This window comes from Bartonella sp. SL320 (genome assembly GCF_059687635.1).
This window is the reverse complement of sequence record NZ_CM185143.1, coordinates 1,595,820-1,620,261: the sequence shown is the minus strand read 5'-3', so window position 1 is coordinate 1,620,261 and position 24,442 is coordinate 1,595,820. Positions and strand designations below refer to the sequence as shown.

The following is a 24,442-nucleotide window of genomic DNA, read 5'->3' as shown; positions in this document are numbered from 1 at the left end:
TTTAATCCAATTACTTGAAGAAAAAGTTGACCTGTGTCATAGGCAGATGAATAATATTAATTTTAAGCAACAATGGGGCAGTGCTAATGGCTAAAGGTAATGGTTTATTGTACGGTAAGCGTGGTTTAATTTTGGGATTGGCCAATAATCGCTCCATCGCTTGGGGAATTGCTAAAGCAGCGAGTGCTGCGGGGGCAGAGCTTGCTTTTACCTATCAGGGTGAGGCAATGAAAAAGCGTGTTGAGCCTTTGGCTGAAGAATTAAAGGGAGTTGTCGTGGGACATTGTGATGTTTCTGACAGTGCCTCTATTGATACGGTTTTTAGCGCCATAGAAAAGAAATGGGGCAAACTCGATTTTTTAGTTCATGCGATTGGTTTTTCTGATAAAGATGAATTAAGTGGTCGTTATATTGATATTAGCGAATCAAATTTTATGATGACCATGAATATTTCTGTTTATTCGCTAACAGCTTTAACAAAGCGTGCAGAAAAATTGATGCCAGATGGTGGTTCAATCTTAACACTGACCTATTATGGGGCGGAAAAGGTTGTTCCCAATTATAATGTCATGGGGGTTGCCAAAGCAGCTCTTGAAGCGAGCGTGAAATATTTAGCGGTAGATTTAGGCCCACAAAATATTCGTGTTAATGCTATATCTGCTGGACCCATTAAAACGTTAGCGGCTTCAGGAATTGGTGATTTCCGTTATATTCTAAAATGGAATGAATATAATGCTCCCTTACGTCGTACGGTAACAATTGAAGAGGTGGGTGATTCTGCTCTTTACTTGCTTTCAGATTTGTCTCGTTCTGTTACCGGTGAAGTTCATCATGTCGATTCGGGTTATAATATCATCGGTATGAAAGCCGTTGATGCACCAGATATTTCCGTCGTTAAAGAATAAAGTTTGGTTTATAGAATTGTATTGGACAGCGGTGATTTGACCAATTGTAAAGCAGCCAAGAATATTTTGGCGTAAAGAGCTGTTTTGTGTAAAGCTCAACATGCGTTGTCGTTGTGTATATTTGACAAAGAAACGGATCTTTTTTCATGTCGCATAATACATTTGGTCATTTGTTTCGTGTAACAACATGGGGAGAAAGTCATGGGATTGCTCTTGGTTGTGTCATTGATGGCTGTCCACCTGGAATTATTTTTACGCTTGCAGAAATTCAAACTTATCTCGATAAACGTAGACCGGGACAATCCCCATATACAACGCAGCGCCTTGAACAAGATCGCGTAGAAATCCTTTCAGGAGCAATTGCTCAGGAAGACGAGACAACATTTGTGACAACAGGCACACCCATTTCTCTGTTGATTCGAAATACAGATCAACGCTCTCAAGATTATGGAGAAATTGCTTATCAATATCGTCCTGGTCATGCTGATTATACTTATGATATTAAATATGGTATTCGTGATTTTCGAGGGGGAGGGCGTGCTTCAGCACGCGAAACTGCAGCGCGTGTTGCAGCTGGTGCCTTTGCGCGTAAAATTATTCCGGGTTTGGTTGTACGAGGAGCCGTGGTAGCCATTGGTCCCCATAACATTAATCGTGAGCGTTGGGATTGGTCAGAAGTTGAGAACAATCCTTTTTTTACACCTGATGCAGAGATGGTTCAGATTTTTAGTGATTATATCCGTAAAATCCGTAAAGAGGGTACATCTGTTGGTGCGGTTATCGAGATCGTTGCAGAAAATGTTCCGGCAGGTTTAGGAGCCCCTATTTACGCAAAACTTGATCAAGACATTGCATCATACCTTATGTCCATTAATGCGGTCAAAGGTGTTGAAATCGGTGATGGTTTTGCGGCAGCCCGCTTGAGAGGAGAAGAAAATGCCGATGAAATGCGGATGGGAAATGATGGAAAACCACTTTTTTTATCTAATCATGCTGGGGGTATTTTAGGGGGAATATCGAGTGGACAGCCAATAGTTGCTCGTTTTGCTGTCAAACCTACGTCATCAATTTTAACGCCTCGTCGTTCTGTGGATGTTGATGGTCATGATGTAGACGTTATAACGAAGGGACGCCATGACCCATGTGTTGGGATTCGTGCCGTTCCTGTTGGTGAAGCAATGGTTGCTTGTGCTCTTGCTGACCATTATTTAAGACATCGTGGTCAAGTTGGGTGATTGAGAAGGTGAATAATGGCGTATGATGAAGAAAAAATTGTCTCAGCACTGAAAGCTTTTGAACGTGGTGAAATTGTTGTGGTGACAGATGATAATGACCGTGAAAATGAAGGTGATTTAACGGTTGCTGCAGCGCATTGTACAGAAGAAAAGATGGCATTTATTCTTCGTCACACAACAGGTATTGTGTGTACACCTATGCCAAAAGAAGAAGCACAACGATTTAATCTTGCTCCTATGGTGCGAGATAATGACTCAGCACACAGGACGCAATTTACTGTTACTGTTGATTATAAACACGGCATAACAACAGGGATTTCAGCGCACGATCGTACATTGGCGGTGCGTAATCTAGCAAATTCAAATGTAGGGGCGGATGATTTTGTTCGTCCAGGGCATATTTTTCCTCTGATTGCGCATGAAGGGGGCGTTCTCATGCGTTCCGGTCATACGGAAGCTGCTGTTGATTTATGTAAATTAACTGGTTTACCGCCGGTTGGTGTTATTGGTGAGTTAGTCAATGATGATGGTAGTGTTAAACATGGCGATCAGATTACAGAATTTGTACAAGAACATCGGTTGCATATCATAACGGTGGCAGATTTAATTGCTTACCGCCAGCGTAACGAAATATTGATCAAGCATGTTGGAGCAATGGCGATTGAAACACCTGTTGGTCCTGCTATTGTTCAAAGTTATCAACTTCCCTGGGAAACCATTCAGCACTTTGCCGTTGTTTTTGGTGATATCTGTGAGGGTGAGGATATTCCTGTGCATGTACATCATGAAAACATTATCAATGATGTTTTTTGTCAATCTTCAGATCTTATGGTTATGATGCGGCGTATGATGGAAAAAGAAAAACGTGGCGTATTTGTTTATTTGCGTGAAGGATCTGTTATAAAATCAACGATTGGCGTTCAAAACATGGCAAGAGAGAGTTTAGAAAACCATATGCAGGCGATTGAACGCGAAGAAGAATGGCGTAAAATTGGTTTGGGATCACAAATTTTAAAATATTTAGGAATAGCTTCTGTTATTATTTATGCTTCTAAAGAGCATCATTATGTAGGTTTAGAAGGTTTTGGAATTCGTGTATCCAGAACAAATATTTTTTGAGGTTCATATGACAAAAGAGATACAAGAGGGGGATATTTCAACTTTAAGTTTTGAGCAAGCGCTTAAGCAGCTTGAAGTTATTGTTGAAAAATTAGAGCGTGGCGATGTGCCTTTGGAACAATCTATTGATATTTATGAACGTGGTGAAGCGCTGAAAAAACATTGTGAAAAACTTTTGAAAGTTGCTGAAGCCAAAGTTGAAAAAATTCAGCTTTCACAGACAGGTTCTCCGGAGGGAGTAGAACCACTTGATGCTCAATAATATTAAATATTTTTGGGATATTTATTGTGGGACTTAACAGATGTAATAATCTTAGTTTATAGAAAACAAGTTTTATTGATTTCTTATTTTATAAAATAAGTTAAAAACAGAAAAAACCATCAATCATTTCAAAGAGAGAAAAGTATTTTTTAGTAAAAGAGATGCAAAGCTCTCAATAAAAGAGTAGAGAAGATATATTGTTTTGTTCTCTTAAGTCTAAGGTAATAGGGAGGATTTTTTTTGTCTCAGGTCTTAACACCATTGCTTGACCGTGTTTGTTTTCCGCAAGATTTACGGGCATTGCCTGAGTCTGATTTGGCACAGTTGGCTGATGAGTTGCGGGCTGAAACAATTGATGCGGTTTCTGTAACAGGTGGTCATCTTGGGGCGGGACTTGGTGTTGTTGAGCTCACTATTGCATTACATTATATTTTTAATACACCAGAGGATAGAATTATTTGGGATGTGGGTCATCAAACCTATCCGCACAAGATTTTAACGGGGCGTAGAGAAAAAATTCGTACATTACGTCAAGAGGGGGGGCTATCAGGTTTCACAAAACGTTCAGAAAGTGTGTATGATCCATTTGGAGCGGGGCATTCGTCTACTTCTATTTCGGCAGGTCTTGGCATGGCGGTGGCGAGTGCTTTGAAGGCGGAGACAAAACGCAATATCATTGCTGTCATTGGTGATGGTGCAATGTCTGCTGGTATGGCTTATGAAGCAATGAATAACGCTGGTGCTTTAGATGCACGTTTGATTGTTATTCTAAATGATAACGATATGTCTATCGCACCGCCTACAGGTGCGATGAGTGCACATCTTGCACGATTAGTATCTCGTCCTTCCTATCGTCATTTGCGTGAACGCGTAAAGGTATTGAGCGAAAAGTTGCCAAAATTTTTTTTGGATAAGGCGCGTCGTTCAGAGGAGCTTGCGCGTGGTCTTTTAGTGGGGGGAACGTTATTTGATAAGCTTGGCTTTTATTATGTTGGCCCCATAGATGGGCATAATTTGGGGCACTTATTGCCTGTTTTAAAAAATATTCGTGAATGTCCTCATGGTCCTGTTTTGGTTCATGTCGTAACCCATAAGGGGAAGGGATATCCGCCTGCGGAAGCTTCATCTGATAAATATCATGGTGTTAATCGTTTTAATGTTACAACAGGGAAACAGATTAAAACATCAAGCAATATTCTACCCTATACGAAGGTATTTTCTAAAGCCTTAATAGAAGAAGCTTGTCATGATGATAAGATTGTTGGCATAACAGCAGCAATGCCAACGGGGACAGGACTTGATGCTTTTGCAGAAAAGTTTCCTGAAAAGATGTTTGATGTTGGGATTGCTGAGCAACATGCCGTAACTTTTGCGGCAGGGCTTTCTTGTGAAGGGTATAAGCCTTTTGTTGCAATTTATTCTACTTTTTTACAGCGCGCTTATGATCAAATTGTTCATGATGTATCCATTCAAAAGTTACCGGTACGTTTTGCTATTGATAGAGCAGGTTTTGTGGGGGCTGATGGTGCAACGCATGCTGGCAGTTTTGATATTGTTTTTTTGGCGACACTTCCTCAGTTTGTCGTTATGGCACCTTCAGATGAACTTGAACTGATGCATATGGTGCGTACAGCGGCAGCTTATGATGAGGGCCCTATTTCTTTTCGTTATCCACGTGGTGAAGGTATTGGTATAGATTTACCACAACGTGGTGAGGTATTGGAGATTGGAAAAGGACGTGTTCTGCGTGAAGGAACTAGAATTGCTCTGGTTTGTTTCGGAACACGGATGTCAGAAGTATTGCGCGCTGCTGATATGTTGGAAGCTAAAGGGTTATCGACAACGGTTGCAGATGCGCGGTTTGCAAAACCTTTGGATAAGGATTTAATACGTCGTTTAGCGCGTGAGCATGAAGTATTGGTGACCATTGAAGAAGGGGCAATCGGTGGATTTGGAGCGCATTTATTACAATTTTTAGCACAAGAAGGGCTCTTAGAGCATGGTTTGAAAGTTCGTACACTCAAATTTCCTGATGAATATTTGAATCATGGTTCACCAGAAAAAGTTCTCTCAACGATTGGGCTTGATGCTATGGGTATTATCAACACGGTGTTGATGGTTTTGGGACGCGAGATTTGAATGGAATAGAAAATTCGAGTATGAGATGGCTTTCAGAAAAAGGCTCGATATTCTTTTAGTGGAAAAAAACTTTTTTAAGACACGTTCTCGCGCACGTGATGCGGTCATGCGTAAAACTGTTAAAGTTAATGGTGAAATCATCTTTAAAGCGGGGCAAACCTTTTTTGATAATGCAGAGATTAGCGTTTGTGATCCAGCACAGAATTATGTTTCACGAGCAGCATTAAAATTGATTGCTGCACTTGATACATTTCCGATTGTAACGGATAAAGTAACAGCCATTGATGTTGGTGCATCAACAGGTGGTTTCACACAAGTTCTTTTAGAGCGTGGAGCAGCGCATGTTATTGCTGTTGATGTTGGGCATCATCAATTTGATAAACGTTTATTAGGCAACAGTGCGATAACCTTATTGGAAGGCTTGAATGTTAGAGATTTTCAACAGGAACATTTAGGTGGGCGGGAAATTGATCTTATTGTTTCAGATGTTAGCTTTATTTCTCTCAAACTTGCATTGCCTCCTATTTTATCGTTAGCTAAGAAGGGTGCTCAAGCTGTTTTACTCGTAAAACCCCAGTTTGAGGTTGGCCGTCAATATCTTGGTAAGGGTGGGATATTAAAAGATCCATCAATGGCTAGAGAAACTGCTGAAAATCTTTTTGATTGGCTCAATATACAAACAGGATGGCGTGCAAAAGCTTTACTGCCTTCCCCCATTACAGGGGGTGATGGCAATGTGGAATATTTACTATTCGGAGAAAAACAACAGTGAGTGACCATGTCATCATCGACCATATAGGAGAAAATGGTTGTGGTGTTGCTAAGACGTCGCACGGCTTTGTTTATGTTCCTTTTACTTTGCCAGGAGAGTGTGCTGAAATTATTGTTCATAGTCAATATGCGACATGTAGAGCATTAAAAGAAAGATCACCAGAACGCATTGATGCTCTTTGTCAGCATTTTGGAGAATGTGGAGGCTGTACTCTTCAACATTGGCGTGCTGACGCTTATCGCGTATGGAAACGACAATTGGTTGTTGATGCGCTTCAAAAATATGGAATTAAGAGCGTTGTTGCGCCTTTAATAGAATGTAAACCCTATAGTCGACGGCGGATAACGCTAACGGCATCCATGACCCCACAAGGTCAAAAAGTTGGTTTTAACCGTTCTCTTTCTCATGAGATTGTTGCTGTGGAGGAATGTCCAGTAAGCTGTCCAGAACTTATTTCTCAGTTGCATAATATCAGAGAGCTCTGTGCTTTTTTAAGCAGCTCTGTCAAACGGTTTCATATTACGATAACGCACGTTGAAAATGGTGTAGATGTTGCTTTAAGCGGTTGTATTGTACACCAATCACTGCGTCAAAAAATGATCAATGTTGCTCTTTCATCGAGGATAGTACGTTTATCTGTTGACGGTGAAGTTTTGATTGAACGAGAAAAACCAGTGATTTATTTTGGAGATGTCCGTGTTGAGTTTCCTTCTGGTGGTTTTCTTCAAGCAACCTGTGAAGCTGAAAATATAATGGGCAATATTATTTTGACTCATTTAAAAAAAGCAAAGAATGCTCTTGATTTGTTTTCAGGGGTAGGAACATTTACTTTGCGTATGGCAAAAAAGATGAATGTTCATGCCGTAGAAAATGATGAGAGTGCATTAGGAAATTTAAAATCAGCCGCTCGTTTTGCAACTGGTTTAAAAACAGTCACGTGTGAAAGGCGCGATCTTTTCCGCCATCCTCTTTCTGTCAAGGAGCTTGAGTGTTTTGAGAGTGTTGTTTTTGATCCTCCTCGTGCTGGAGCAGAGAGACAAGTCCGTGAACTGGCGAAGGCAACAGTATCACGTATTGTCGCAATTTCGTGTAATCCTGCTACATTTGCGCGTGATCTATCTCTTCTTGTTGCAGGTGGATATGAAGTAGAAAAAATCATACCAATTGATCAATTTTTATGGTCACCCCATGTTGAAGTTATTGCTATTTTGAACAAAAAGAAAAAGAAGAAGGGCTGGAAGCTTTAGCCTGAAAATTTTTAAACGCTATGAAGATTTTATAGAAAAATTTACTTGAGAATTATTATAAAATCTCTCCCAAATTTATCGATAACAATAACCTTTCTCTCATTGAATGAAGAGCACTTGAATATAGGAAACCTTCTTATTTGAAATTTTTTTTATTATACAATAAACAAGACAGTATCCTCCGACACAAAAGACGAAGATATTACGAAAAAATATCTTGAGGGCATATCTGAATAAGCCGACATCACCGTTATATGGGCTATCTCTCAATGTTATGACAGCCTTTGGCATGTAAACAGTTCATGAGAAGTATGCCTCTCTTATATAGTTTCTCTCCACATGGCTCTTGTCGCTTGTCACGTACAAATCAATGACTTTTATTGATTCAACATACACAGATTTAAAATAAGAAAATTTTAGGGTATTCGAGGTTCTAAATCAAATTGAATAAAAATAAATTATTTTTTATAAATCAATATGTTGTATCAAAAATATTTTTCCTCATAAACCGTCTTAATAGACAAGGAGAAGAAAATCTTTGGAAGAAATAAGCAAGCTTATTCATTTATAAGCGCAGTTCCACCGATTGTCATATTATTGATTCGAAGATGAGGTTGTCCAACACCAACAGGAACATTTTGCCCAGCTTTTCCGCACATACCAATACCATTATCCAGTTTACTATCATTTCCAATCATTGTGATACGTTTCATCGCATCCGGCCCATTTCCAATAAGAGTTGCTCCTTTGATTGGTGCACCAATTTTTCCATTTTCTACTCGATATGCTTCAGTACATTCAAAGACGAATTTTCCAGAAGTAATATCCACTTGTCCCCCACCAAATGAAACAGCATAAATACCATTTTTTAGGGAAGAAAGGATTTCTTCTGGTGTTTTATCTCCTCCTAGCATGAGAGTATTGGTCATTCGGGGCATTGGGGCATGTGCATAGGATTCACGTCGTCCATTTCCTGTTGATTGTCCCCCCATAAGCCGTGCATTAAGCCTATCTTGCATAAAACCAACGAGTTTTCCATCTTCAATGAGAACGTTATATCCTGAAGGTGTTCCTTCATCATCGATAGTCAGAGAGCCTCGACAATGCGGAATTGTTCCATCATCCACAACTGTCACACCTTTTGCTGCAACTTGTTGTCCTAAAAGTCCAGCAAAAGCAGATGTTTTTTTGCGGTTAAAGTCACCTTCTAAACCATGCCCCACAGCTTCATGGAGCATAACGCCAGGCCATCCATTGGCTAAGACAACATCAAATGTTCCTGCAGGTGCTGCTTCTGCTTCTAAATTTGTTAAAGCCATACGTAAGGCTTCATCCGCGGCTTTTTTCCAATTGTCTTCACGAATAAATTGATCAAATGCTTGTCGCCCCCCACAGCCATAAAAACCATTTTCACGTCGATTACCTTTAGCAGCAACCACAGATATAGAAAGCCGTACAAGGGGACGAATATCACGAATCAAATGTCCGTCTGCCCGTAAAATTTCGACATGTTGTAGTGAACCAGAAAGAGCAACAGTCACTTGATGCAATTTATCATTTTTAGCCCGTAAATAGGCATCAATTTTTTGCAAAAGAGCACTTTTTTCTTCAAAAGACGGAGTATCAAGGGGATTATGCGGTTGATAAAGTCTCTTATTTGTTTGTTGAGGAGCTATGCTATAAGGCCCTGCGTGATTATTATAAGTAACGGCTTTAGCTGCTTCACTAGCACGTTTGAGTGCAGCAGCAGATAATTCACTAGAATGTGCGTATCCAGTTGCCTCTCCAGCAACGACACGTAGACCAAACCCCATATCTTGATGGAAAGAGCCGTTTTTAAGCTGTCCATTATCAAATAAAAGAGCTTCGCTTTCTTTATACTCGAGGTAAAGCTCGCCATCATCAGCATGATGAAGCGTTTCCTGTACCAGAGACTGAACTTTAGAGGAAGCAATATCAAAATGATCGATCAGCGATTTCATAAGAATTATCCTATTATCTTATTTTATTGAGGGCTCAGAAGATTTTTATTGATCTAATTCAAGAAGCTCTTAAAATATATGATGAGATTTTAATCGTCCAATGTGTGTTTATTTCACTCATGTGGGTAAGGCTGCATAGGCATCCTTCAGGCCTTGAAGATCAACGAGACCTCCAATTCCTTGTTCAGGGGTTGTAAAGATAAAATAGGTTGCCATTTTTCCTTTTAAAAAGAGTTGCAATATATCTTCTTTAAGAAAAGCTTCAGCAACACAATTATCACCAAGACAACGACGATATTCCATTCTTCCCATATTTTTATCATCGATTTTAATGCCAACACCGGGACGTAACTCAACGCGAATTGGAACAAAAACACGCATTAACGCTCCTTGTTTGCGAGGAAGTTTATAAAATGTAATGCGCAAGGTAATATCATGACGCCCTTGTGTGTGGACGTTTTGCACAGCTTCACATTGCATATTAGGTGTCCCTGGTGGTAGAGCACAAACCTTTGTCCATGCACCATAGGTTTGTGGAGTAGGCACATTTTGCGCATAGGGCGTTTGTGCAAAAGCATGACTGATCAAACCACCATAAAGTATGTGAAGAACAGCACCAATAAAAAAAGTTTTTTTAAGCAATTTATAAAGTATCACAAAAAATCCTATCCGACTCAACACACACACAATCATGTATAGATTTGCATAAAAAAATGAATTCCCTATATAAAAACTATAACACAAAACCAATATTTACCCAAATATATTCATCTCTATGCCAAAAAATAAAGGGAAATGAGGGACAAGAACATTTTATAGGAGATAAATTTTCAGCATGGCTTTATGATGCTAGGTAGGATACATTTATAATATAAGATATAATATAAGAGAGCGTGTTGATTGAAAAAATGTATTTTTGTTGCAAATATTTCTACCTATTTTTAGGGGAGGCATATAAGAAGGGTGTACCATATTTTCTCAAAAATACGATGGGTCTTAATTGGTCATTGCCATACGCTAGATCAATGTTTGCCAAATAATATGTGCCAAATAATATTTGTTTGTGAATGACAAAAATAAAAAAGGGTTTTGAGTGGAATGTCTGGTTCAGAAGAGTTATCGGTTGCGAAGGGTCAGTCAACGTCACCAAAATCCAGTATCGGTGATTATATCACATTATTAAAGCCACGCGTTATGTCACTTGTGGTCTTTACAGCATTGGTTGGTTTAGTCGTGTCTCCTGTTTCCATCAATCCGTGGTATGGTTTTTTAGCAATCCTATGTATTGCTGCTGGCGGCGGTGGTGCAGGGGCACTGAATATGTGGTATGATGCTGACATAGATGCCGTGATGGAACGGACCAAAAAGCGTCCTATTCCTATGGGGAAAATCAGTTCCCGAAAAGCATTTATTTTTGGTATGGTTTTGTCTCTGCTTTCGGTATTGGTTATGGGAAGCTTTATTAATTGGTTTTCGGCATTGTTTCTGGCGTTTACGATTTTCTTTTATGTCGTTATCTATACAATTTGGTTAAAGCGTATCACACCACAAAATATTGTTATTGGTGGTGCTTCCGGGGCTTTCCCACCAATGATTGGATGGGCTGTGACAACCGGGACAGTGAGTTTTGATAGCTTTTTATTGTTTTTGATCATTTTTATGTGGACTCCTCCTCATTTTTGGGCCCTTTCTTTATTTTCATCTCTTGATTATGAGGCAGCAGGTATTCCCATGATGCCTAATGTACGAGGTGAATATTCAACAAAAAAACAGATCTTATTTTATACTATTTTGATGGTACTATGCGCTGTGGCTCCTTGTTTTACTGGTCTTGGTGGAATTTTTTATGGTATCTTTTCGACAATTTTAGGCATTATTTTTATTTATTTTGCCTATCGTTTGTTGAAAGCTGATACACATGATGAAACTATTTTAATGGCCAAAAAAACGTTTTTCTTTTCGTTACTTTATTTGGCGGCTCTCTTTGGAGCTCTGTTGATTGAATATCTTGTTTGATATTTTATCATTCTTTAGTGCTATGAAAGGCAAAGAAAATTTTAAAAGAGCCTTGCTACAAGAATAACACTATAGAGTGTGTTCTTATGCAAAAGATGGTATTGCGCATTTTTTTACATTACTTATTCGTGTATAACGATAGGTTGTTTGAATACGAGACTAAAGCTATAGAGATTAAGGATGATGTATGTCTGGACTTCCCCCTTTAACGATACGTCTTTGTGGGCCCCGTGGATTTTGTGCAGGGGTTGATCGTGCTATCCAGATTGTTCTCCTTGCCTTAAAAAAATACAGTGCTCCCGTATATGTTCGTCATGAAATAGTACACAACCGCTACGTAGTTGAGGGATTACAGCAACGGGGTGCTGTTTTTGTTGAAGAACTTGATGAGATTCCAGAAGAACATCGCAAGCAACCGGTTGTTTTTTCTGCCCATGGTGTCCCAAAATCTGTCTCAGAAGAGGCACAGCGTTATAATTTGTTTTATCTTGATGCAACATGTCCGTTGGTCTCGAAAGTTCACAAACAAGCAATAAGACATCAACGTCATGGTCGCCATGTTATATTGATTGGTCATGCTGGCCATCCTGAGGTGATAGGAACAATGGGACAGCTTGAAGAAGGAGCTGTAACGCTTATTGAAACGATAGAAGATGCTTTGCATTATCACCCCAATGATCCAGATAAATTAGGGTTCGTTACACAAACAACGCTTTCTGTTGAAGATACAGCAGGAATTCTGGATGTATTAAAACGACGTTTTCCTACATTAGCAGCTCCAGCAGCTGAGTCAATTTGCTATGCTACAACGAACAGACAAGATGCGGTTAAAGCAGCAGCAAAGGGGAGTGATTTATTTTTGATTGTGGGAGCACCCAATTCTTCTAATTCACGACGTTTGGTAGAGGTTGCTGAAAAGTCTGGTGCGCGGCAAGCTATCTTAGTTCAACGTGCTGATGAAATTAATTTTGAAAACCTAAAAGCTCTTTCTGTTGTTAGTCTTTCAGCAGGGGCTTCAGCACCTGAAATTATTATTGATGAAATTATTGCAGCATTTCGTGCGCATTATGAGGTGACAATAGAACTAGCTGAAACACTGGTGGAAACGGAAAGGTTTTTAGTGAGTCGTGAATTACGTGATGTTATTTTAACATCTCAAGATATGGCATTTGTAAATGGTCAAGCAAAAAATAAAAATCAGAATACAGATATATCTACAACGAAAGCAGAATAATGGCCGTTTATACAAATATTCATCCAAATGATTTAAAAGCATTTTTAACACGCTATGCAATAGGGTCGCTTTTGTCTTATCAAGGGATAGAGGAGGGGATTGAGAATTCTAACTTTATGCTGGAAACAACACAAGGGCGGTTTATTTTAACGCTTTATGAAAAGCGTATTTCAAAAGATGATTTACCTTTTTTTTGCCGCTTAATGCAGCATTTAGAACAGCGTGGAATTCCTTGTCCACAACCTCTTATTCAAAATGATGGAACGATGATTGGTGAACTAGCAGGACGTCCTGCTGCTATTATTACTTTTCTGGAAGGAGAGTGGATCCGACAGCCCAATATAGGTCATTGTGGCGAAGTGGGTAGGGGATTAGCACAATTGCATTTAGCAGGACAGGACTTTACCCTCAGTCGTAAAAATACGCTTTCTGTTATGGACTGGCAAGTATTATGGCAACGTTGTCAAAACACAGAAGATGCATTGTTAAAAGAATTTGGACAAAAAATAGAGTTTGAATTGGCTTTTTTACAAGAAAATTGGCCATTCAATTTACCAACAGGCATTATCCACGCAGATTTATTTAATGATAACGTTTTTTTTGTAAATCATCGTCTTTCTGGTATGATAGATTTCTATTTTGCTTGTAATGACTTTTTTTCTTATGATTTAGCAATCTGTTTAAATGCTTGGTGCTTTGAGCCTGATCATTCCTATAATCTTACCAAAGCACGTAAGTTATTAGAAAATTACCAAAAAATAAGACCATTGGTCCCTTTAGAATTGGAAAAGATTGTTTTATTAGCTCGCGGTGCTTCTTTACGTTTTTTACTCACACGTCTTTATGATTGGTTTAATACACCGCCTGATAGCTTTGTTATTAGGAAAGATCCATGGGAATATTGGCACAAGCTTTGTTTTTTCAGTCATGTAAATTCGCTTAGTGAATTAGGTTTTTGAATTTTATGGTAACTCCACAAAAAATCGTTGAAATTTATACAGATGGTGCTTGCTCCGGAAATCCTGGAGTCGGAGGTTGGGGAGCAATTTTACGCTGGAATGGTCATGAACGTGAGCTTTATGGTGGCAAGGCCCACACAACAAACAATCGAATGGAACTCATGGCAGCCATTTGCGCATTAAAAGCGCTTAAAGAGCCTTGTTTGGTCGATCTTTATACAGATTCAGTTTATGTGCGTAATGGTATATCTAAGTGGCTTAAAGATTGGAAAAAAAATAATTGGCGCACTGCATCCAAAAGTCCTGTGAAAAATATAGAACTATGGCAAGCTCTTGAAAATGCTTGTTCTCGTCATACAGTCAGATGGCACTGGGTAAAAGGGCATGCAGGACATCCAGAGAATGAACGCGCTGATGCTCTTGCGCGCAAAGCAATTACTGAATACCGCGAAAATGAGCGTTTCCCAACATAGATGCTGTTTTAAGAATCTTTTCTCTCTCTTATCATGGGATAGTAAGAGGGGATGATTGTGTATGGAATATAAATGTTCCACTTAAATCATAATCTTTAAAAGAAACTGTATAAAAAATTTTTTGATCTGTTTTCTCTGGTACGAAATAGAGTGGAGCACTAAAGAGTGTATATTCTGCATGATGACTGATTTTTTTTGCTGCTCCAATTTGCATTTCTCCTCCATCTAAAAAGAGAGAGGAAGGTGCGGTTTTGTTATTTTGTATTTTTATAAGGAGGGTATTGTTATTTTTTTGGGCGCTTATTTCTAGGGTATTTTGCATCATACGCGGCAAAGAATCTTGGGCACTTTTTAACAAGGAAGCGGGAAGGGGGGTGTTTTTTAGAGCAGATGACAAAAAATCAAAGTTAACAGTCAATGGAAGGCAGATTTTATGGCACAATCCAAGAGTGAAAGTACCACTTAAACTTTTGCTTGAAGAAGATAGATTAAAGGGCAATATCACTTTATCTTTATAGCCTAATGACCAATCATTTTCTGTTTCAAAAAGCTGTGGAGTGGGATAAAAAATTTCATAAGAAACCTGTTGGTTGAAATTAAAAAAGGGGGCTATTCCTGAATTACCAGGATTACGCCAATACGTTTTCCATCCTGGTTTAAGCACAATTTCAATAAAGCCCTCTCTCATTCCAGAAAGAGAAGGTTCAGTGATTGCTAAGCGGATACGTCCCCCCTCTGATTTATACCAAGGGGTTGCAAAAAGCTGGAATTTTTGTTCTGTTTGAGCCTTTACAGAAATATTAAGTAATTCTAAAACGATGAATGTTAAGCTTAAAGTAACGAAAATCTTTTTATAAAAGAAAGCTGCGATATTTTGTAAATTTGTAAATATGTAACTTTTTTTCATTTGAGTTTTATTTTCCTACTGTAATAAATGGACAAACTTTTATCGTGTAAATTATGGAGAATAACAGATTAATGAAGCAGTGTAATGGCTTTTTGGGCGGACAATTACTCATAGCAATGCCTGGGATGAATGACAAACGCTTTATTCGTTCTGTCATTTATATTTGTGCGCATTCTGATACCGGTGCGATGGGCATTATTCTTAATCAATTGCATCATATTGATTTTCCAGAGCTTTTGCTTCATCTTGGTGTCATCGACAGTGGTCAAAAAAAAGGTCTTTCTGAACCAGTAAAACAGTTTCCAGTTCGCTATGGTGGTCCTGTTGATCCTTCGCGTGGTTTTGTCCTTCATTCAGATGATTACGCTTGTGAAGAAACTGTTTTTATTGCAGATAAGGTCTGCTTTACGGCGACAATTGATATATTAAAAGCGATCAGTTGTGAACAAGGTCCGCAGCATGCACTGGTAGCGTTAGGCTATGCCGGATGGAAAGCAGGCCAACTTGAGGCAGAAATTTCTACAAACGGTTGGTTAATCAGTTCTACATCCCCTAGTTTTCTTTTTGAAAGTGATTTAAGTTGCAAATATGATAAGAGTTTAACACGCATGGGGATTGATCCAACCTATCTTGCTTCTGAAATGGGACACGCGTAAAGCTTTTTTTAAGCTTTTTAATTTTACACGTTATTCTATTCCTTATGTTTAAAACACCCCTCAGTGTGCCCAAACCCGTTTCGCGATGGCACTTGTGAATCGTATAATGGTAAATCCATTAAGCCCTCGTCTTTATGCTTGTAAAGCAACAAGTTGGCAGCATCATTACACACTCGTTGCCAGCCCCAAAATTTCTGCGACAGCTTTTAGTACTTAAGACGATGCATAAAAAGGTATTTTTACTTCTTTTTTTAATGGTTTTTTATCCATACGGTTCTCTCTAGTTTGTGATGTGAAAGCGAATGGTTTTGATTGATTCAACATGAGAGAGATTTGAAGTGAGAGAATCGTCTGGTATTCAAAGTTTTAATTCAAGTTATCATAATGATAAAGTATCTTTATAAATCAGTAGGTTGATTTATAAGGGAAATGGCTTTGAACAAGAGTGATTAATTCTTCTATGGCAATTGGTTTTGTTACAAGTGTGCTTTGAACATATTTACAACCCTCTTGACGAAGGAAGATTGCTTCTTTTTCATTTTCAACACCTTCTGCGATAATTTGCAAGTTAAGATCTATCGCCATATTAATAATAGATTTGAGAACAAGTTTCTTTTTGAGTGAGTCAATTGAGATAAGTGAACGATCAAGTTTAACCATATCAAATGGATAACGCACAAGATAGGTCAATGATGAATAACCTGTGCCAAAATTATCGAGTGCGAGATTCATTCCCAGTGCTTTAATTTGTTCGAGAAAGTGTGCTGATTGTTCGGGATTATTTCTTAAAACAAATTCAGATATTTCAATCATCAAACACCCTTTGTGGAGCGGATTACGAAGTAGAGCGGCACGCAGTTGACTAATAAAACGAGAATGAATCATTTCTGCGCTTGGTAAATTAATTGAAATAAAGAAAGACTGTTGGGAAAATTTTTCTTGTACATTTATAAGATCGACAATGGCATTATCGATGATAAATTGTGACAAATCCATAACGATTTGTTCGTTTTCTACGATCTTTATGAAATCAGAGACATTTAACTTTCCATAAGTTGGATGATGCCATTCTACAATTGTTTCAAAACCAATAATATGTCCGTCTGATAAATTAAGAATAGGATGGTAGAGGATTTTCATCTCATGGCGTTTTATGGCATAATGGATATCCTTTTCCAGTGTATTATGTTCAAGGCCCAAAGTGCGAAAATTAGGACGAAAAGGTTCAATATGGTTTCCACCCATTTGTTTTGCACGAATCATTGCTAATTCACTATCATTGAAAATATCCTTAGCTGTTGAGCGGCTTTCACTCCATGTAACCAATCCGATAGACGTTGAAAGGACTATTTTGTTTTCTGAAAGTGAAATAGGGGCTGAAATTGTTTTGTGCAAATGATCTGCAAATGCTGCAATTTTTTGTGGCTCAGTTTCACTGAGTAAAATAATTGCAAAACGGTCTGCTGAAAGGCGCGATAAAGTATCTTGAAAGTTAATAAGGCGATTTAAACGACGGGCGATTATAAGGAGTACGGTATCGCCAACAGCTATGCCTAATTTACGATTAATTTGACGAAAATTGTCAAAATCGATCATGAAGACGGTTGGTCTAATTTTGATATTTGCTTTTGCTAAAGAGGTATAATTTTGTAGTCTATCAAAGAAAATTTGTTGGTTAGGAAGGCCAGTTAAGCTGTCGTGGATTGCATCATGTAATAAGCGTTCTTCAGATTTTTTATGATTCGTAATATTGACAATGGTTCCAATGACACGCGTGATTTTCCCATCTTTTTGCATAGCTGGACGTGCACGAAGAGAAAACCAATGATAATAACCTCCACCAGAAGAAAGTCGAAAAATTTGATCAATGCGTCCTTTTTTATTTTTAAGAATAATATCCAATACGGCTTGAAAGCGCTCACGATCATCGTAGTGTAAGGCTGAAATCCAGTTGCGCATAGTTCCATTGAGGTTATGGCTTTCAGTACCAAAAAGAGTTGTCATGTTTGGATGAACAACAATACGATCACGCTCAATATTCCAATCCCAAATAACATTTCCAGCCCCTTTTGCTGCGAGGACTTGTTGTTCAAGATCGGAAAATATTCCCTCATGGAAAGCGTCATTAGAAAAAGTTTGTTGCAGGACAGTAAAACTAATGAGAAGAACAATGAGAACTAATCCTCCTGCTAATGCTGGCTGAATAATATCATTATTGAGATGTCCTTCTATGCAGGCATAGGCTCCGACACACCAAAAGCTAATAAGCAACCATGTTGGGATAAGCATAATGGCACGGTCATAATTTCTGATTGAAAAATAGATGATTAACAGTATGCCAAGCACTGCGGTAAGGCCAAAGGATAGACGAGCAATTCCTGCTGCTCTGATTGGATCATAAATAGCAAAGGCTCCTAAACTGAAAAAGGCAATGATCCAAGCGATAGCACCATAACTAAAATGATAATGCCAGCGATTAAGATTGAGGTAGGTAAAAAGAAAAATGAAAAGCGTTGCAGCAAGGGCTACTTCTGTACCAGCACGCCAGACTGGTTGGGTTGTGAGCGTAATGGCAAAGAATTTATTTAAAAAATTAAAATCAATCCCAATATAAAAAAGTACGGCCCAAGCGACAGCAGCTGTTGCAGGAAATAGGCCTGTCCCACGGACAACGAAGAGAACAGTTAATAAAAGTGCTAAGAGACCGGATATTCCAAGAAGAATACCATGATAAAGCGTATAAGAATTAATAGCATCCTTATAAGCTTCAGGCTTCCACAAATAGATTTGCGGTAGATTTGCAGCGTTAAGTTCGGCCACAAATGTAACAACAGCACCAGGGTTTAGGGTAATACGAAAGATATCAGAATTTGCACTAGGTTGACGATCAAGAGAAAAACCTTCACTTGGCGTTATAGATTGAATCCGTTCTGATCCAAGGTCAGGCCAAAAAAATCCAGAATGCGCCATGCGGTAATGAGGGGCAACGATGAGACGGTCGACTTGTTCATCCGTTGGATTTGCAAGAGAAAAAACAGCCCAGTTTCCAGAAAATTTTTTACTTTTTGCCTGCACTTCAATACGCCATACAATACCATCTGGTCCTGGTGCTGTACTTGTTTGAAAAATAGAGTTGTTTGTATGATGAATTTCAATTGCCTTTGAGAGATCAAGCGCAGCATCCTGAGAAGAAATTTTAACGGGCTCAATGGCATAGGCTGATGTAAGGTAGACAAGAGAACTAACGACGATAATGAAAATGATGTCAATTATTTTACACAAACTCTTCACAATGTCCCACTCTCAATATTTTAGGATGTTTAATTTTCATTTAGATTTTTGAGAAAAACGTCCACCTTTTATCATTTATTTACATAATAAATTATTATCACTTTCTCTTAAAATTATATGATTTTACATATAAATAGATCAGATATCCATTGGCTTCAATAAAACTCGAAACAGATGGAATTTTATATTTTAAAAGGGCAAAGTTAAACCATGAATCTCTAAATTTTGCAGATATATCTTTACTCATTAGGATCTCTATCACATGAAGAAGGAATTGGATAGTTTTGTACACCTCTTTGTCCAATATTTCCAAAACTTATTTAATGAGTTAAGTTTTTATGGTAAATTTTATAATACAATATATTCATTGTTATATTCATTGTTACGCTTCTTTTTAAAAAGCAATTTTTACTTTAATTTATATGAAAGAGTTGACGTTAAATCATCAAAATTTATGAGAGGTCCTACAGGTCCTACAGCTGTGAGTGTTGGCGTGGAGCTTGTAAAAAGACGATGTGCTAAATCGGTTAATCTTGTAGGTGTGATGAGATTGAGGCGTTCAATTGTTTCCGATATTGGAATGGGGCGACCATAAAGAAGTATTTGGCGCGCAATGAGATGTGCTTGACTAGAAGGATTTTCCTGTGACATTATGAGATTAGCACGATATTGTGTTTGTGCGCGTTGGAGTTCATTGGCATGAATATTTTTGCTTGCCTTGGAAAGTTCATCAAGAATTACAGGCAGAAGTTTTTTGAGACCTTCTTGTCCAGTTGCTGCGTGAACACCAAAAAGCCCAGTATCTGAAAACCCCCAATGAAAAGCATAAATAGAATAACATAATCCACGTTTTTCTCTTACTTCTTGAAAAAGACGTGAGGACATCCCCCCCCAAGAATAATTGAGAGAATTTGGGCTGCATAAAAATCACGCGCGTGATAAGGGCGCCCTTCAAACCCTAGAACAACTTGTGTATCCATTAAATCGCGATATTTACGAAAATCGCCGCCGACATAATTTGCAAGATTAGTAAGAGAGGCGGTTGAATGGGAGCGAAAAGTACCAAGACGACTTTCAACTTCTTTTATAAAGTTTTCGTGTTTTACAGCTCCTGCGGCAACGACAATCATACGATCTGCACTATATTGTTTATTGATGAAATCATGAAGATCAGCAGATGTAAATGATTGAACAGTTTTAACGGTTCCTAAAATAGAACGACCAAGGGATTGATGACGAAAGGCTGTTTCAGTAAAGTGATCAAAAACAATATCATCAGGCGTGTCATGAGCGGCACCAATTTCCTGAAAAATGACCTGCTTTTCCTTTTCTAGTTCATCTTCGTCAAATTTTGAATGCATCAAAATGTCGGCTAAAATGTCGATAGCAAGTGGGATATCGCTTTTAAGAACACGTGCAAAGTAAGCCGTTGTTTCAATACTGGTTGTGGCATTGATTTCACCACCAACATCTTCAATATCGGTTGCAATTTGAAAAGCAGTACGGTTTTCGGTTCCTTTAAAAGCCATATGTTCAAGCAGATGGGCGATACCATGCTGTGTGAAGGATTCATTGCGAGAGCCTACTTTAACCCATATTCCAAGTGCAACACTCTCAATCTGAGGCATTGTATGTGTGGCGATAGTCAAACCATTACTAAGACGACTAACATCTACATCCATGTATTTACGACTCCATTAAACAAGCTACACACCTCATTGTTAAAGGTATTAGAATATTCTTGATTTAAATTAATGCAGCTAACTTTAATAAGATGCACGTGATTTTAAAGAAATATAATCTTTTACTATTTTTTCATCATTAGCAAGGCTTATGAAGTTTTCTTCACATTCCATGATATCATTGAGATGAGATGGCCACGGGGCATGAATCCCACAAGCATTTTTGATTGTATCAGGAAACTTAGCTGGATGAGCTGTGGCAAGGACGATCATTGGAATATGCGGTTTTTTATTTTCGCGCGCTACTTTAAGGGCGACGGCTGTATGTGGATCAATAAGATAGCCACTTTCTTTATAGACACGATCAATAGTTTGTGCTGTTTCTGTCATATTACTTTTTCCAGCCGAAAAGAGGGAACGAATATTTTTGAGTTGCTTTTGATCAAGAGTAAACGATCCCGTTTTTTGCAAGTTTTCCATTGCATTGCGAATCCACATCGGATCACGGTTGCCACTTTCAAAGAGTAAACGTTCAAAATTAGAAGAGACTTGAATATCCATAGAAGGTGATGTGGTATGGACAATTGGTTGTGTTTCATAAGTACCACTCTTCAATGTACGTGCAAGGATATCATTATCATTTGTTGCAATAATCAATTGAGCAATGGGTAATCCCATACGAGCAGCGACATAACCTGCAAAAATATCACCGAAATTTCCAGTAGGAACAGTAAAGGAAACAGCTCTATCAGGGGCACCTAAAGAAAGTGCAGATGAAAAATAGTAAACAATTTGTGCTATGATACGCGCCCAGTTTATAGAATTAACACCTGAAAGGGCTCTCTTTTTACGAAAATCATGATCGTTAAACATTGCTTTAACCAGAGCTTGGCAATCGTCAAAGTTTCCTTCGATGGCAATGGCATGAACATTGGTATTTTTATTGGTTGTCATTTGCCGCTGTTGAATCGGCGACACACGTCCTTTAGGAAATAAAATAAAAATATCTGAGTGTTCTTTTCCAGCAAAAGCTTGTATCGCAGCACCCCCAGTATCTCCCGATGTTGCAGCAATAATTGTTGCACATCTATTTTTTTCAGTTAAAACATAATCCATCAATCGAGAAAGGAACTGCATGGCGATATCTTTAAAAGCTAAAGTAGGCCCATGAAAGAGTTCAAGGATAAATTCATTTGTTCCAGTTTGCCGTAACGGGCAGACGGATGGATGGTGGAAGGTTGCATAAGATTCAGCAATCATATTTTCAAAAGCTGTATACTCAATTTCGTTATTCACAAAAGGCCAAAGAAGTGTTTTAGCAATTGTTGCATAAGACTGACCACGAAGTGCGCGTAACGCATCAAATGATAGTTGCGGAAATTGATCTGGAAGGTAAAGTCCACCATCACTTGCCAATCCTGTCATGATTGTTTCTGTAAAGTTTAAAGCAGGAGATTGACCTCTCGTGCTGATATATTCCATAAGTTTTATCCTTTTTTATTTCTGGTTTTTTATTTCTGGCAAATTGGTGAAGTTATTTATTTCATGTTTTTCATAATATTTAAATTATTAAATCCATAGAATTTTATTTTTTTTGATTCAATAATGAAAAGAGATAATTTTAAGCATTTTTATTTTTGAGATATAAATTCAAACAGTTACAAAAAAACTGTTACAGTTGGAAATTTTCTCTCTATTATTCATTCACTTGAACTTACAACGTATTTTCACTTAATGTATCTTTCTGAATAACGAAATCACATAGATAGAATATTATTTACTGAAGAGCTCTTCTGTAAAACCCAATTGTTTAGAGCTATTTTATGCTCTTAATACTTTGTGACAATTAAGTTTGCTAAAATGAATATTGAAGTGATAGCTCCTAAAGTTCATACTGGAAAATTTATAAGGTAATTTTAGGGCATTTCGTATGCAAATGTATATTTTGAATAATCTTTGTTTAGCTTAATTTATCTGCTTATATACGAAGAATAGAGCGCCGTTGGTTTGCACATTTACGGGCTTATTTTAAAGAGACATCTCTCAAAGCGCACATCACACCCATTTCACGGCGCTGCCTGTGAATGGTATAACGGTAATCCATTGAGCTCCCCATCTTTACGCTTATGGAGTAACAAGTCGGCAGCATCATACTATTTGTATTTGCTAATCCTAGAATGTTGCGACAGACCTTAGTACTTAAGGCGGTTCATGAAAAGCCATTTTTATTATACAAATTTTATCCACACACTCATCCCGTTTGTGATGTGCAAGAAAGCAATTTTGATTGATTCAACATGGGATAGGTTTGAAATGAGAAAATTTTACGATATTCAGGACTCTCATTCAAGTTGAGTGATACTAGATTATCATTATAAATCAATCTATTATTAGAATAGGTGTTATGTTTGTGCTACACAGGGTGTTATTTAAAGCTTAATCCATAGAAAGCATAAAAACAGCCTGCTAAATGATGAAAAGCAGGCTGTAAATTCCTATTTTACATAGAAAAGATAATTGAGTCTCTTTAAATTATTTGCCTTGAACTTTCCCTATGGCCCATCCAATAACCCCACTAAATATAGCCATAATAGATCCGGTTAAGAATCCAAAACCCAAAGCACCTACTGTAGAAAAAACGCCTAGAGTAATGGGTTCAAAGACTTTCTCCACTTTTCCTTCAATGGTAGATTCATTTTTTGTTTTATGAATGAAACCTGGAATATAGAAAGCAGCGATATTGATAGCTTTTTTCTTTTCTTGTTCCATGAGAGAAATCGTTTCCCATTGAGTATTATTTTTCAAATGATTGGCATGAACATTTGTAATTTGTGAAAGTAAAAAAGAAATCGCTATAAAGACATTTAATACGTAAGTTTTCAATACTTTAATCATCATTTCACCAGTACTTTTACTTTTATCTGAATTGAATAGATACATTAACAAAATAAGTGTACATTAAGAAAAACAGAAGCATTCAAAGTTTTTTTATTCTTAATGGGATAATTCACTCACCTTTTATCATCAACAATGGATAAAAGCAGAGTGCATCTATAGTTTATGTTTTATAAGATAAAATTGTATGCTTATGAATTTTCAATTTTAACGAGATTTAAAATAGGATATTATTTTAGTGATCATCCATCCTAAAAACATGCCTACCGTACTTGATGCATATCCAATTGCCATTCCCAAACCAAAAGTCCCCAGTGTAAGAGGTTCAACGATTTTTTCAAAGTTTCCCTCAAGGGTAATTTCATTTTCCACACCGCGATTTAGACTTAGCGTATAGAGAGAAACGGGATGGACTGCATCCTTTCTTTTTTGTTCTATTGCAGAAACAAAAATATTTTCACGATGAGTACTCTCTTGCGAATAGCTTGCATGGACATTGACAACCTGTGAAAGAGAAAAGGTAGATATCATGAAAATACTTAACATATGACTTTTAAAAAACTTCATCATAATTTACCTCAAATACTTTATACTATTCAATATATATGCGTACATTTATAATTTGGATATTTGGTATTTGGATATTTAGATGTAATCTACAGCATTTA

Annotated in this window: 19 protein-coding genes and 1 pseudogene; 12 read left to right on the top strand and 8 right to left on the bottom strand. The window is 37.8% G+C overall.

Annotated features, from left to right (window positions below; all coding sequences use genetic code 11):
• Positions 1 to 86: 86 nt before the first annotated feature.
• The 7 genes from fabI to AC6ER8_RS06625 all read left to right on the top strand — a co-directional run bounded on the left by fabI (position 87) and on the right by AC6ER8_RS06625 (position 7,679).
• The gene (fabI, locus tag AC6ER8_RS06655) at positions 87 to 905 is read left to right on the top strand and encodes an enoyl-ACP reductase FabI (protein WP_497073860.1); all 819 of its coding nucleotides are present in this window, start codon (positions 87 to 89) and stop codon (positions 903 to 905) included.
• Positions 906 to 1,051: 146 nt separating this feature from the next.
• Positions 1,052 to 2,140, top strand: a complete 1,089-nt coding sequence (gene aroC / locus AC6ER8_RS06650; protein WP_497077929.1) for a chorismate synthase — start codon at positions 1,052 to 1,054, stop codon at positions 2,138 to 2,140.
• A 15-nt stretch (positions 2,141 to 2,155) separates the two neighbouring features.
• The gene (gene ribB / locus AC6ER8_RS06645) at positions 2,156 to 3,259 is read left to right on the top strand and encodes a 3,4-dihydroxy-2-butanone-4-phosphate synthase (protein ID WP_497077928.1); all 1,104 of its coding nucleotides are present in this window, start codon (positions 2,156 to 2,158) and stop codon (positions 3,257 to 3,259) included.
• A 7-nt stretch (positions 3,260 to 3,266) separates the two neighbouring features.
• The gene (locus tag AC6ER8_RS06640; RefSeq protein ID WP_497077927.1) at positions 3,267 to 3,521 is read left to right on the top strand and encodes an exodeoxyribonuclease VII small subunit; all 255 of its coding nucleotides are present in this window, start codon (positions 3,267 to 3,269) and stop codon (positions 3,519 to 3,521) included.
• A 240-nt stretch (positions 3,522 to 3,761) separates the two neighbouring features.
• A complete protein-coding gene (gene dxs / locus AC6ER8_RS06635) occupies positions 3,762 to 5,660 on the top strand; it encodes a 1-deoxy-D-xylulose-5-phosphate synthase (RefSeq protein ID WP_497077926.1) in 1,899 nt (632 codons plus the stop codon).
• 25 nt (positions 5,661 to 5,685) lie between these two features.
• On the top strand, positions 5,686 to 6,432 hold the full coding sequence (locus AC6ER8_RS06630; RefSeq protein WP_497077925.1) for a TlyA family RNA methyltransferase: 747 nt from the start codon (positions 5,686 to 5,688) through the stop codon (positions 6,430 to 6,432).
• On the top strand, positions 6,429 to 7,679 hold the full coding sequence (locus AC6ER8_RS06625) for a class I SAM-dependent RNA methyltransferase (RefSeq protein ID WP_497077924.1): 1,251 nt from the start codon (positions 6,429 to 6,431) through the stop codon (positions 7,677 to 7,679). The genes AC6ER8_RS06630 and AC6ER8_RS06625 overlap by 4 nt, the downstream gene beginning before the upstream one ends.
• Before the next feature lie 557 nt (positions 7,680 to 8,236).
• Here AC6ER8_RS06625 and tldD read toward each other — a convergent pair.
• Together tldD and AC6ER8_RS06615 are read right to left on the bottom strand one after the other, a co-directional pair.
• A complete protein-coding gene (gene tldD / locus AC6ER8_RS06620; RefSeq protein WP_497077923.1) occupies positions 8,237 to 9,661 on the bottom strand; it encodes a metalloprotease TldD in 1,425 nt (474 codons plus the stop codon).
• 117 nt (positions 9,662 to 9,778) lie between these two features.
• Positions 9,779 to 10,318 carry an invasion associated locus B family protein gene (locus AC6ER8_RS06615; protein ID WP_497077922.1) on the bottom strand — a complete coding sequence of 180 codons (540 nt, stop codon included), beginning with the start codon at positions 10,316 to 10,318 and terminating at the stop codon, positions 9,779 to 9,781.
• A 441-nt stretch (positions 10,319 to 10,759) separates the two neighbouring features.
• Between AC6ER8_RS06615 and AC6ER8_RS06610 the strand changes: the two genes are divergently transcribed.
• The 4 genes from AC6ER8_RS06610 (at position 10,760) to rnhA (ending at position 14,343) form a co-directional block, all read left to right on the top strand.
• Positions 10,760 to 11,677: a heme o synthase gene (locus AC6ER8_RS06610; protein ID WP_497077921.1), complete on the top strand. Its 918-nt coding sequence runs from the start codon at positions 10,760 to 10,762 to the stop codon at positions 11,675 to 11,677.
• Between the two features lie 187 nt (positions 11,678 to 11,864).
• Positions 11,865 to 12,911, top strand: coding sequence for a 4-hydroxy-3-methylbut-2-enyl diphosphate reductase (gene ispH / locus AC6ER8_RS06605; RefSeq protein WP_497077920.1), 1,047 nt, complete (start codon positions 11,865 to 11,867; stop codon positions 12,909 to 12,911).
• Positions 12,911 to 13,870, top strand: coding sequence for a homoserine kinase (locus tag AC6ER8_RS06600; RefSeq protein ID WP_497077919.1), 960 nt, complete (start codon positions 12,911 to 12,913; stop codon positions 13,868 to 13,870). The genes ispH and AC6ER8_RS06600 overlap by 1 nt, the downstream gene beginning before the upstream one ends.
• Before the next feature lie 5 nt (positions 13,871 to 13,875).
• Entirely contained in the window at positions 13,876 to 14,343 is a 468-nt protein-coding gene (gene rnhA, locus AC6ER8_RS06595) for a ribonuclease HI (protein ID WP_497077918.1), read from the top strand.
• 31 nt (positions 14,344 to 14,374) lie between these two features.
• On the opposite strand, the gene AC6ER8_RS06590 is transcribed toward rnhA, so the two are convergent.
• Complete coding sequence (locus AC6ER8_RS06590; protein WP_497077917.1) at positions 14,375 to 15,250, bottom strand: protein-disulfide reductase DsbD domain-containing protein; 876 nt, start codon at positions 15,248 to 15,250, stop codon at positions 14,375 to 14,377.
• A gap of 71 nt (positions 15,251 to 15,321) precedes the next feature.
• Here AC6ER8_RS06590 and AC6ER8_RS06585 point away from each other — a divergent pair, with 71 nt between their 5' ends.
• Positions 15,322 to 15,906, top strand: a complete 585-nt coding sequence (locus AC6ER8_RS06585) for a YqgE/AlgH family protein (RefSeq protein ID WP_497077916.1) — start codon at positions 15,322 to 15,324, stop codon at positions 15,904 to 15,906.
• 405 nt (positions 15,907 to 16,311) lie between these two features.
• On the opposite strand, the gene AC6ER8_RS06580 is transcribed toward AC6ER8_RS06585, so the two are convergent.
• From AC6ER8_RS06580 to AC6ER8_RS06560, 5 genes and pseudogenes are all read right to left on the bottom strand, one after another.
• A complete protein-coding gene (locus tag AC6ER8_RS06580; protein ID WP_497077915.1) occupies positions 16,312 to 19,197 on the bottom strand; it encodes an EAL domain-containing protein in 2,886 nt (961 codons plus the stop codon).
• 408 nt (positions 19,198 to 19,605) lie between these two features.
• Positions 19,606 to 20,879, bottom strand: a pseudogene (locus AC6ER8_RS06575) (M16 family metallopeptidase).
• A gap of 84 nt (positions 20,880 to 20,963) precedes the next feature.
• A complete protein-coding gene (thrC, locus tag AC6ER8_RS06570; RefSeq protein WP_497077914.1) occupies positions 20,964 to 22,361 on the bottom strand; it encodes a threonine synthase in 1,398 nt (465 codons plus the stop codon).
• A 1,050-nt stretch (positions 22,362 to 23,411) separates the two neighbouring features.
• The gene (locus AC6ER8_RS06565) at positions 23,412 to 23,774 is read right to left on the bottom strand and encodes a hypothetical protein (RefSeq protein WP_497079659.1); all 363 of its coding nucleotides are present in this window, start codon (positions 23,772 to 23,774) and stop codon (positions 23,412 to 23,414) included.
• Between the two features lie 207 nt (positions 23,775 to 23,981).
• Positions 23,982 to 24,305, bottom strand: coding sequence for a hypothetical protein (locus tag AC6ER8_RS06560; protein WP_497077913.1), 324 nt, complete (start codon positions 24,303 to 24,305; stop codon positions 23,982 to 23,984).
• Between the last annotated feature and the right edge of the window lie 137 nt (positions 24,306 to 24,442).

What these genes read in the sequence shown, in the direction of transcription:
- AC6ER8_RS06565 (WP_497079659.1), bottom strand. Translation starts at nt 23,774, where the DNA reads ATGATTAAAGTATTGAAAACTTACGTATTAAATGTCTTTATAGCGATT.
- ribB (WP_497077928.1), top strand. Translation starts at nt 2,156, where the DNA reads ATGGCGTATGATGAAGAAAAAATTGTCTCAGCACTGAAAGCTTTTGAA.
- AC6ER8_RS06590 (WP_497077917.1), bottom strand. Translation starts at nt 15,250, where the DNA reads ATGAAAAAAAGTTACATATTTACAAATTTACAAAATATCGCAGCTTTC.
- thrC (WP_497077914.1), bottom strand. Translation starts at nt 22,361, where the DNA reads ATGGAATATATCAGCACGAGAGGTCAATCTCCTGCTTTAAACTTTACA.
- AC6ER8_RS06640 (WP_497077927.1), top strand. Translation starts at nt 3,267, where the DNA reads ATGACAAAAGAGATACAAGAGGGGGATATTTCAACTTTAAGTTTTGAG.
- AC6ER8_RS06630 (WP_497077925.1), top strand. Translation starts at nt 5,686, where the DNA reads ATGGCTTTCAGAAAAAGGCTCGATATTCTTTTAGTGGAAAAAAACTTT.
- AC6ER8_RS06560 (WP_497077913.1), bottom strand. Translation starts at nt 24,305, where the DNA reads ATGATATCTACCTTTTCTCTTTCACAGGTTGTCAATGTCCATGCAAGC.
- aroC (WP_497077929.1), top strand. Translation starts at nt 1,052, where the DNA reads ATGTCGCATAATACATTTGGTCATTTGTTTCGTGTAACAACATGGGGA.
- AC6ER8_RS06585 (WP_497077916.1), top strand. Translation starts at nt 15,322, where the DNA reads ATGAAGCAGTGTAATGGCTTTTTGGGCGGACAATTACTCATAGCAATG.
- AC6ER8_RS06610 (WP_497077921.1), top strand. Translation starts at nt 10,760, where the DNA reads ATGTCTGGTTCAGAAGAGTTATCGGTTGCGAAGGGTCAGTCAACGTCA.
- ispH (WP_497077920.1), top strand. Translation starts at nt 11,865, where the DNA reads ATGTCTGGACTTCCCCCTTTAACGATACGTCTTTGTGGGCCCCGTGGA.
- fabI (WP_497073860.1), top strand. Translation starts at nt 87, where the DNA reads ATGGCTAAAGGTAATGGTTTATTGTACGGTAAGCGTGGTTTAATTTTG.
- rnhA (WP_497077918.1), top strand. Translation starts at nt 13,876, where the DNA reads ATGGTAACTCCACAAAAAATCGTTGAAATTTATACAGATGGTGCTTGC.
- tldD (WP_497077923.1), bottom strand. Translation starts at nt 9,661, where the DNA reads ATGAAATCGCTGATCGATCATTTTGATATTGCTTCCTCTAAAGTTCAG.
- AC6ER8_RS06600 (WP_497077919.1), top strand. Translation starts at nt 12,911, where the DNA reads ATGGCCGTTTATACAAATATTCATCCAAATGATTTAAAAGCATTTTTA.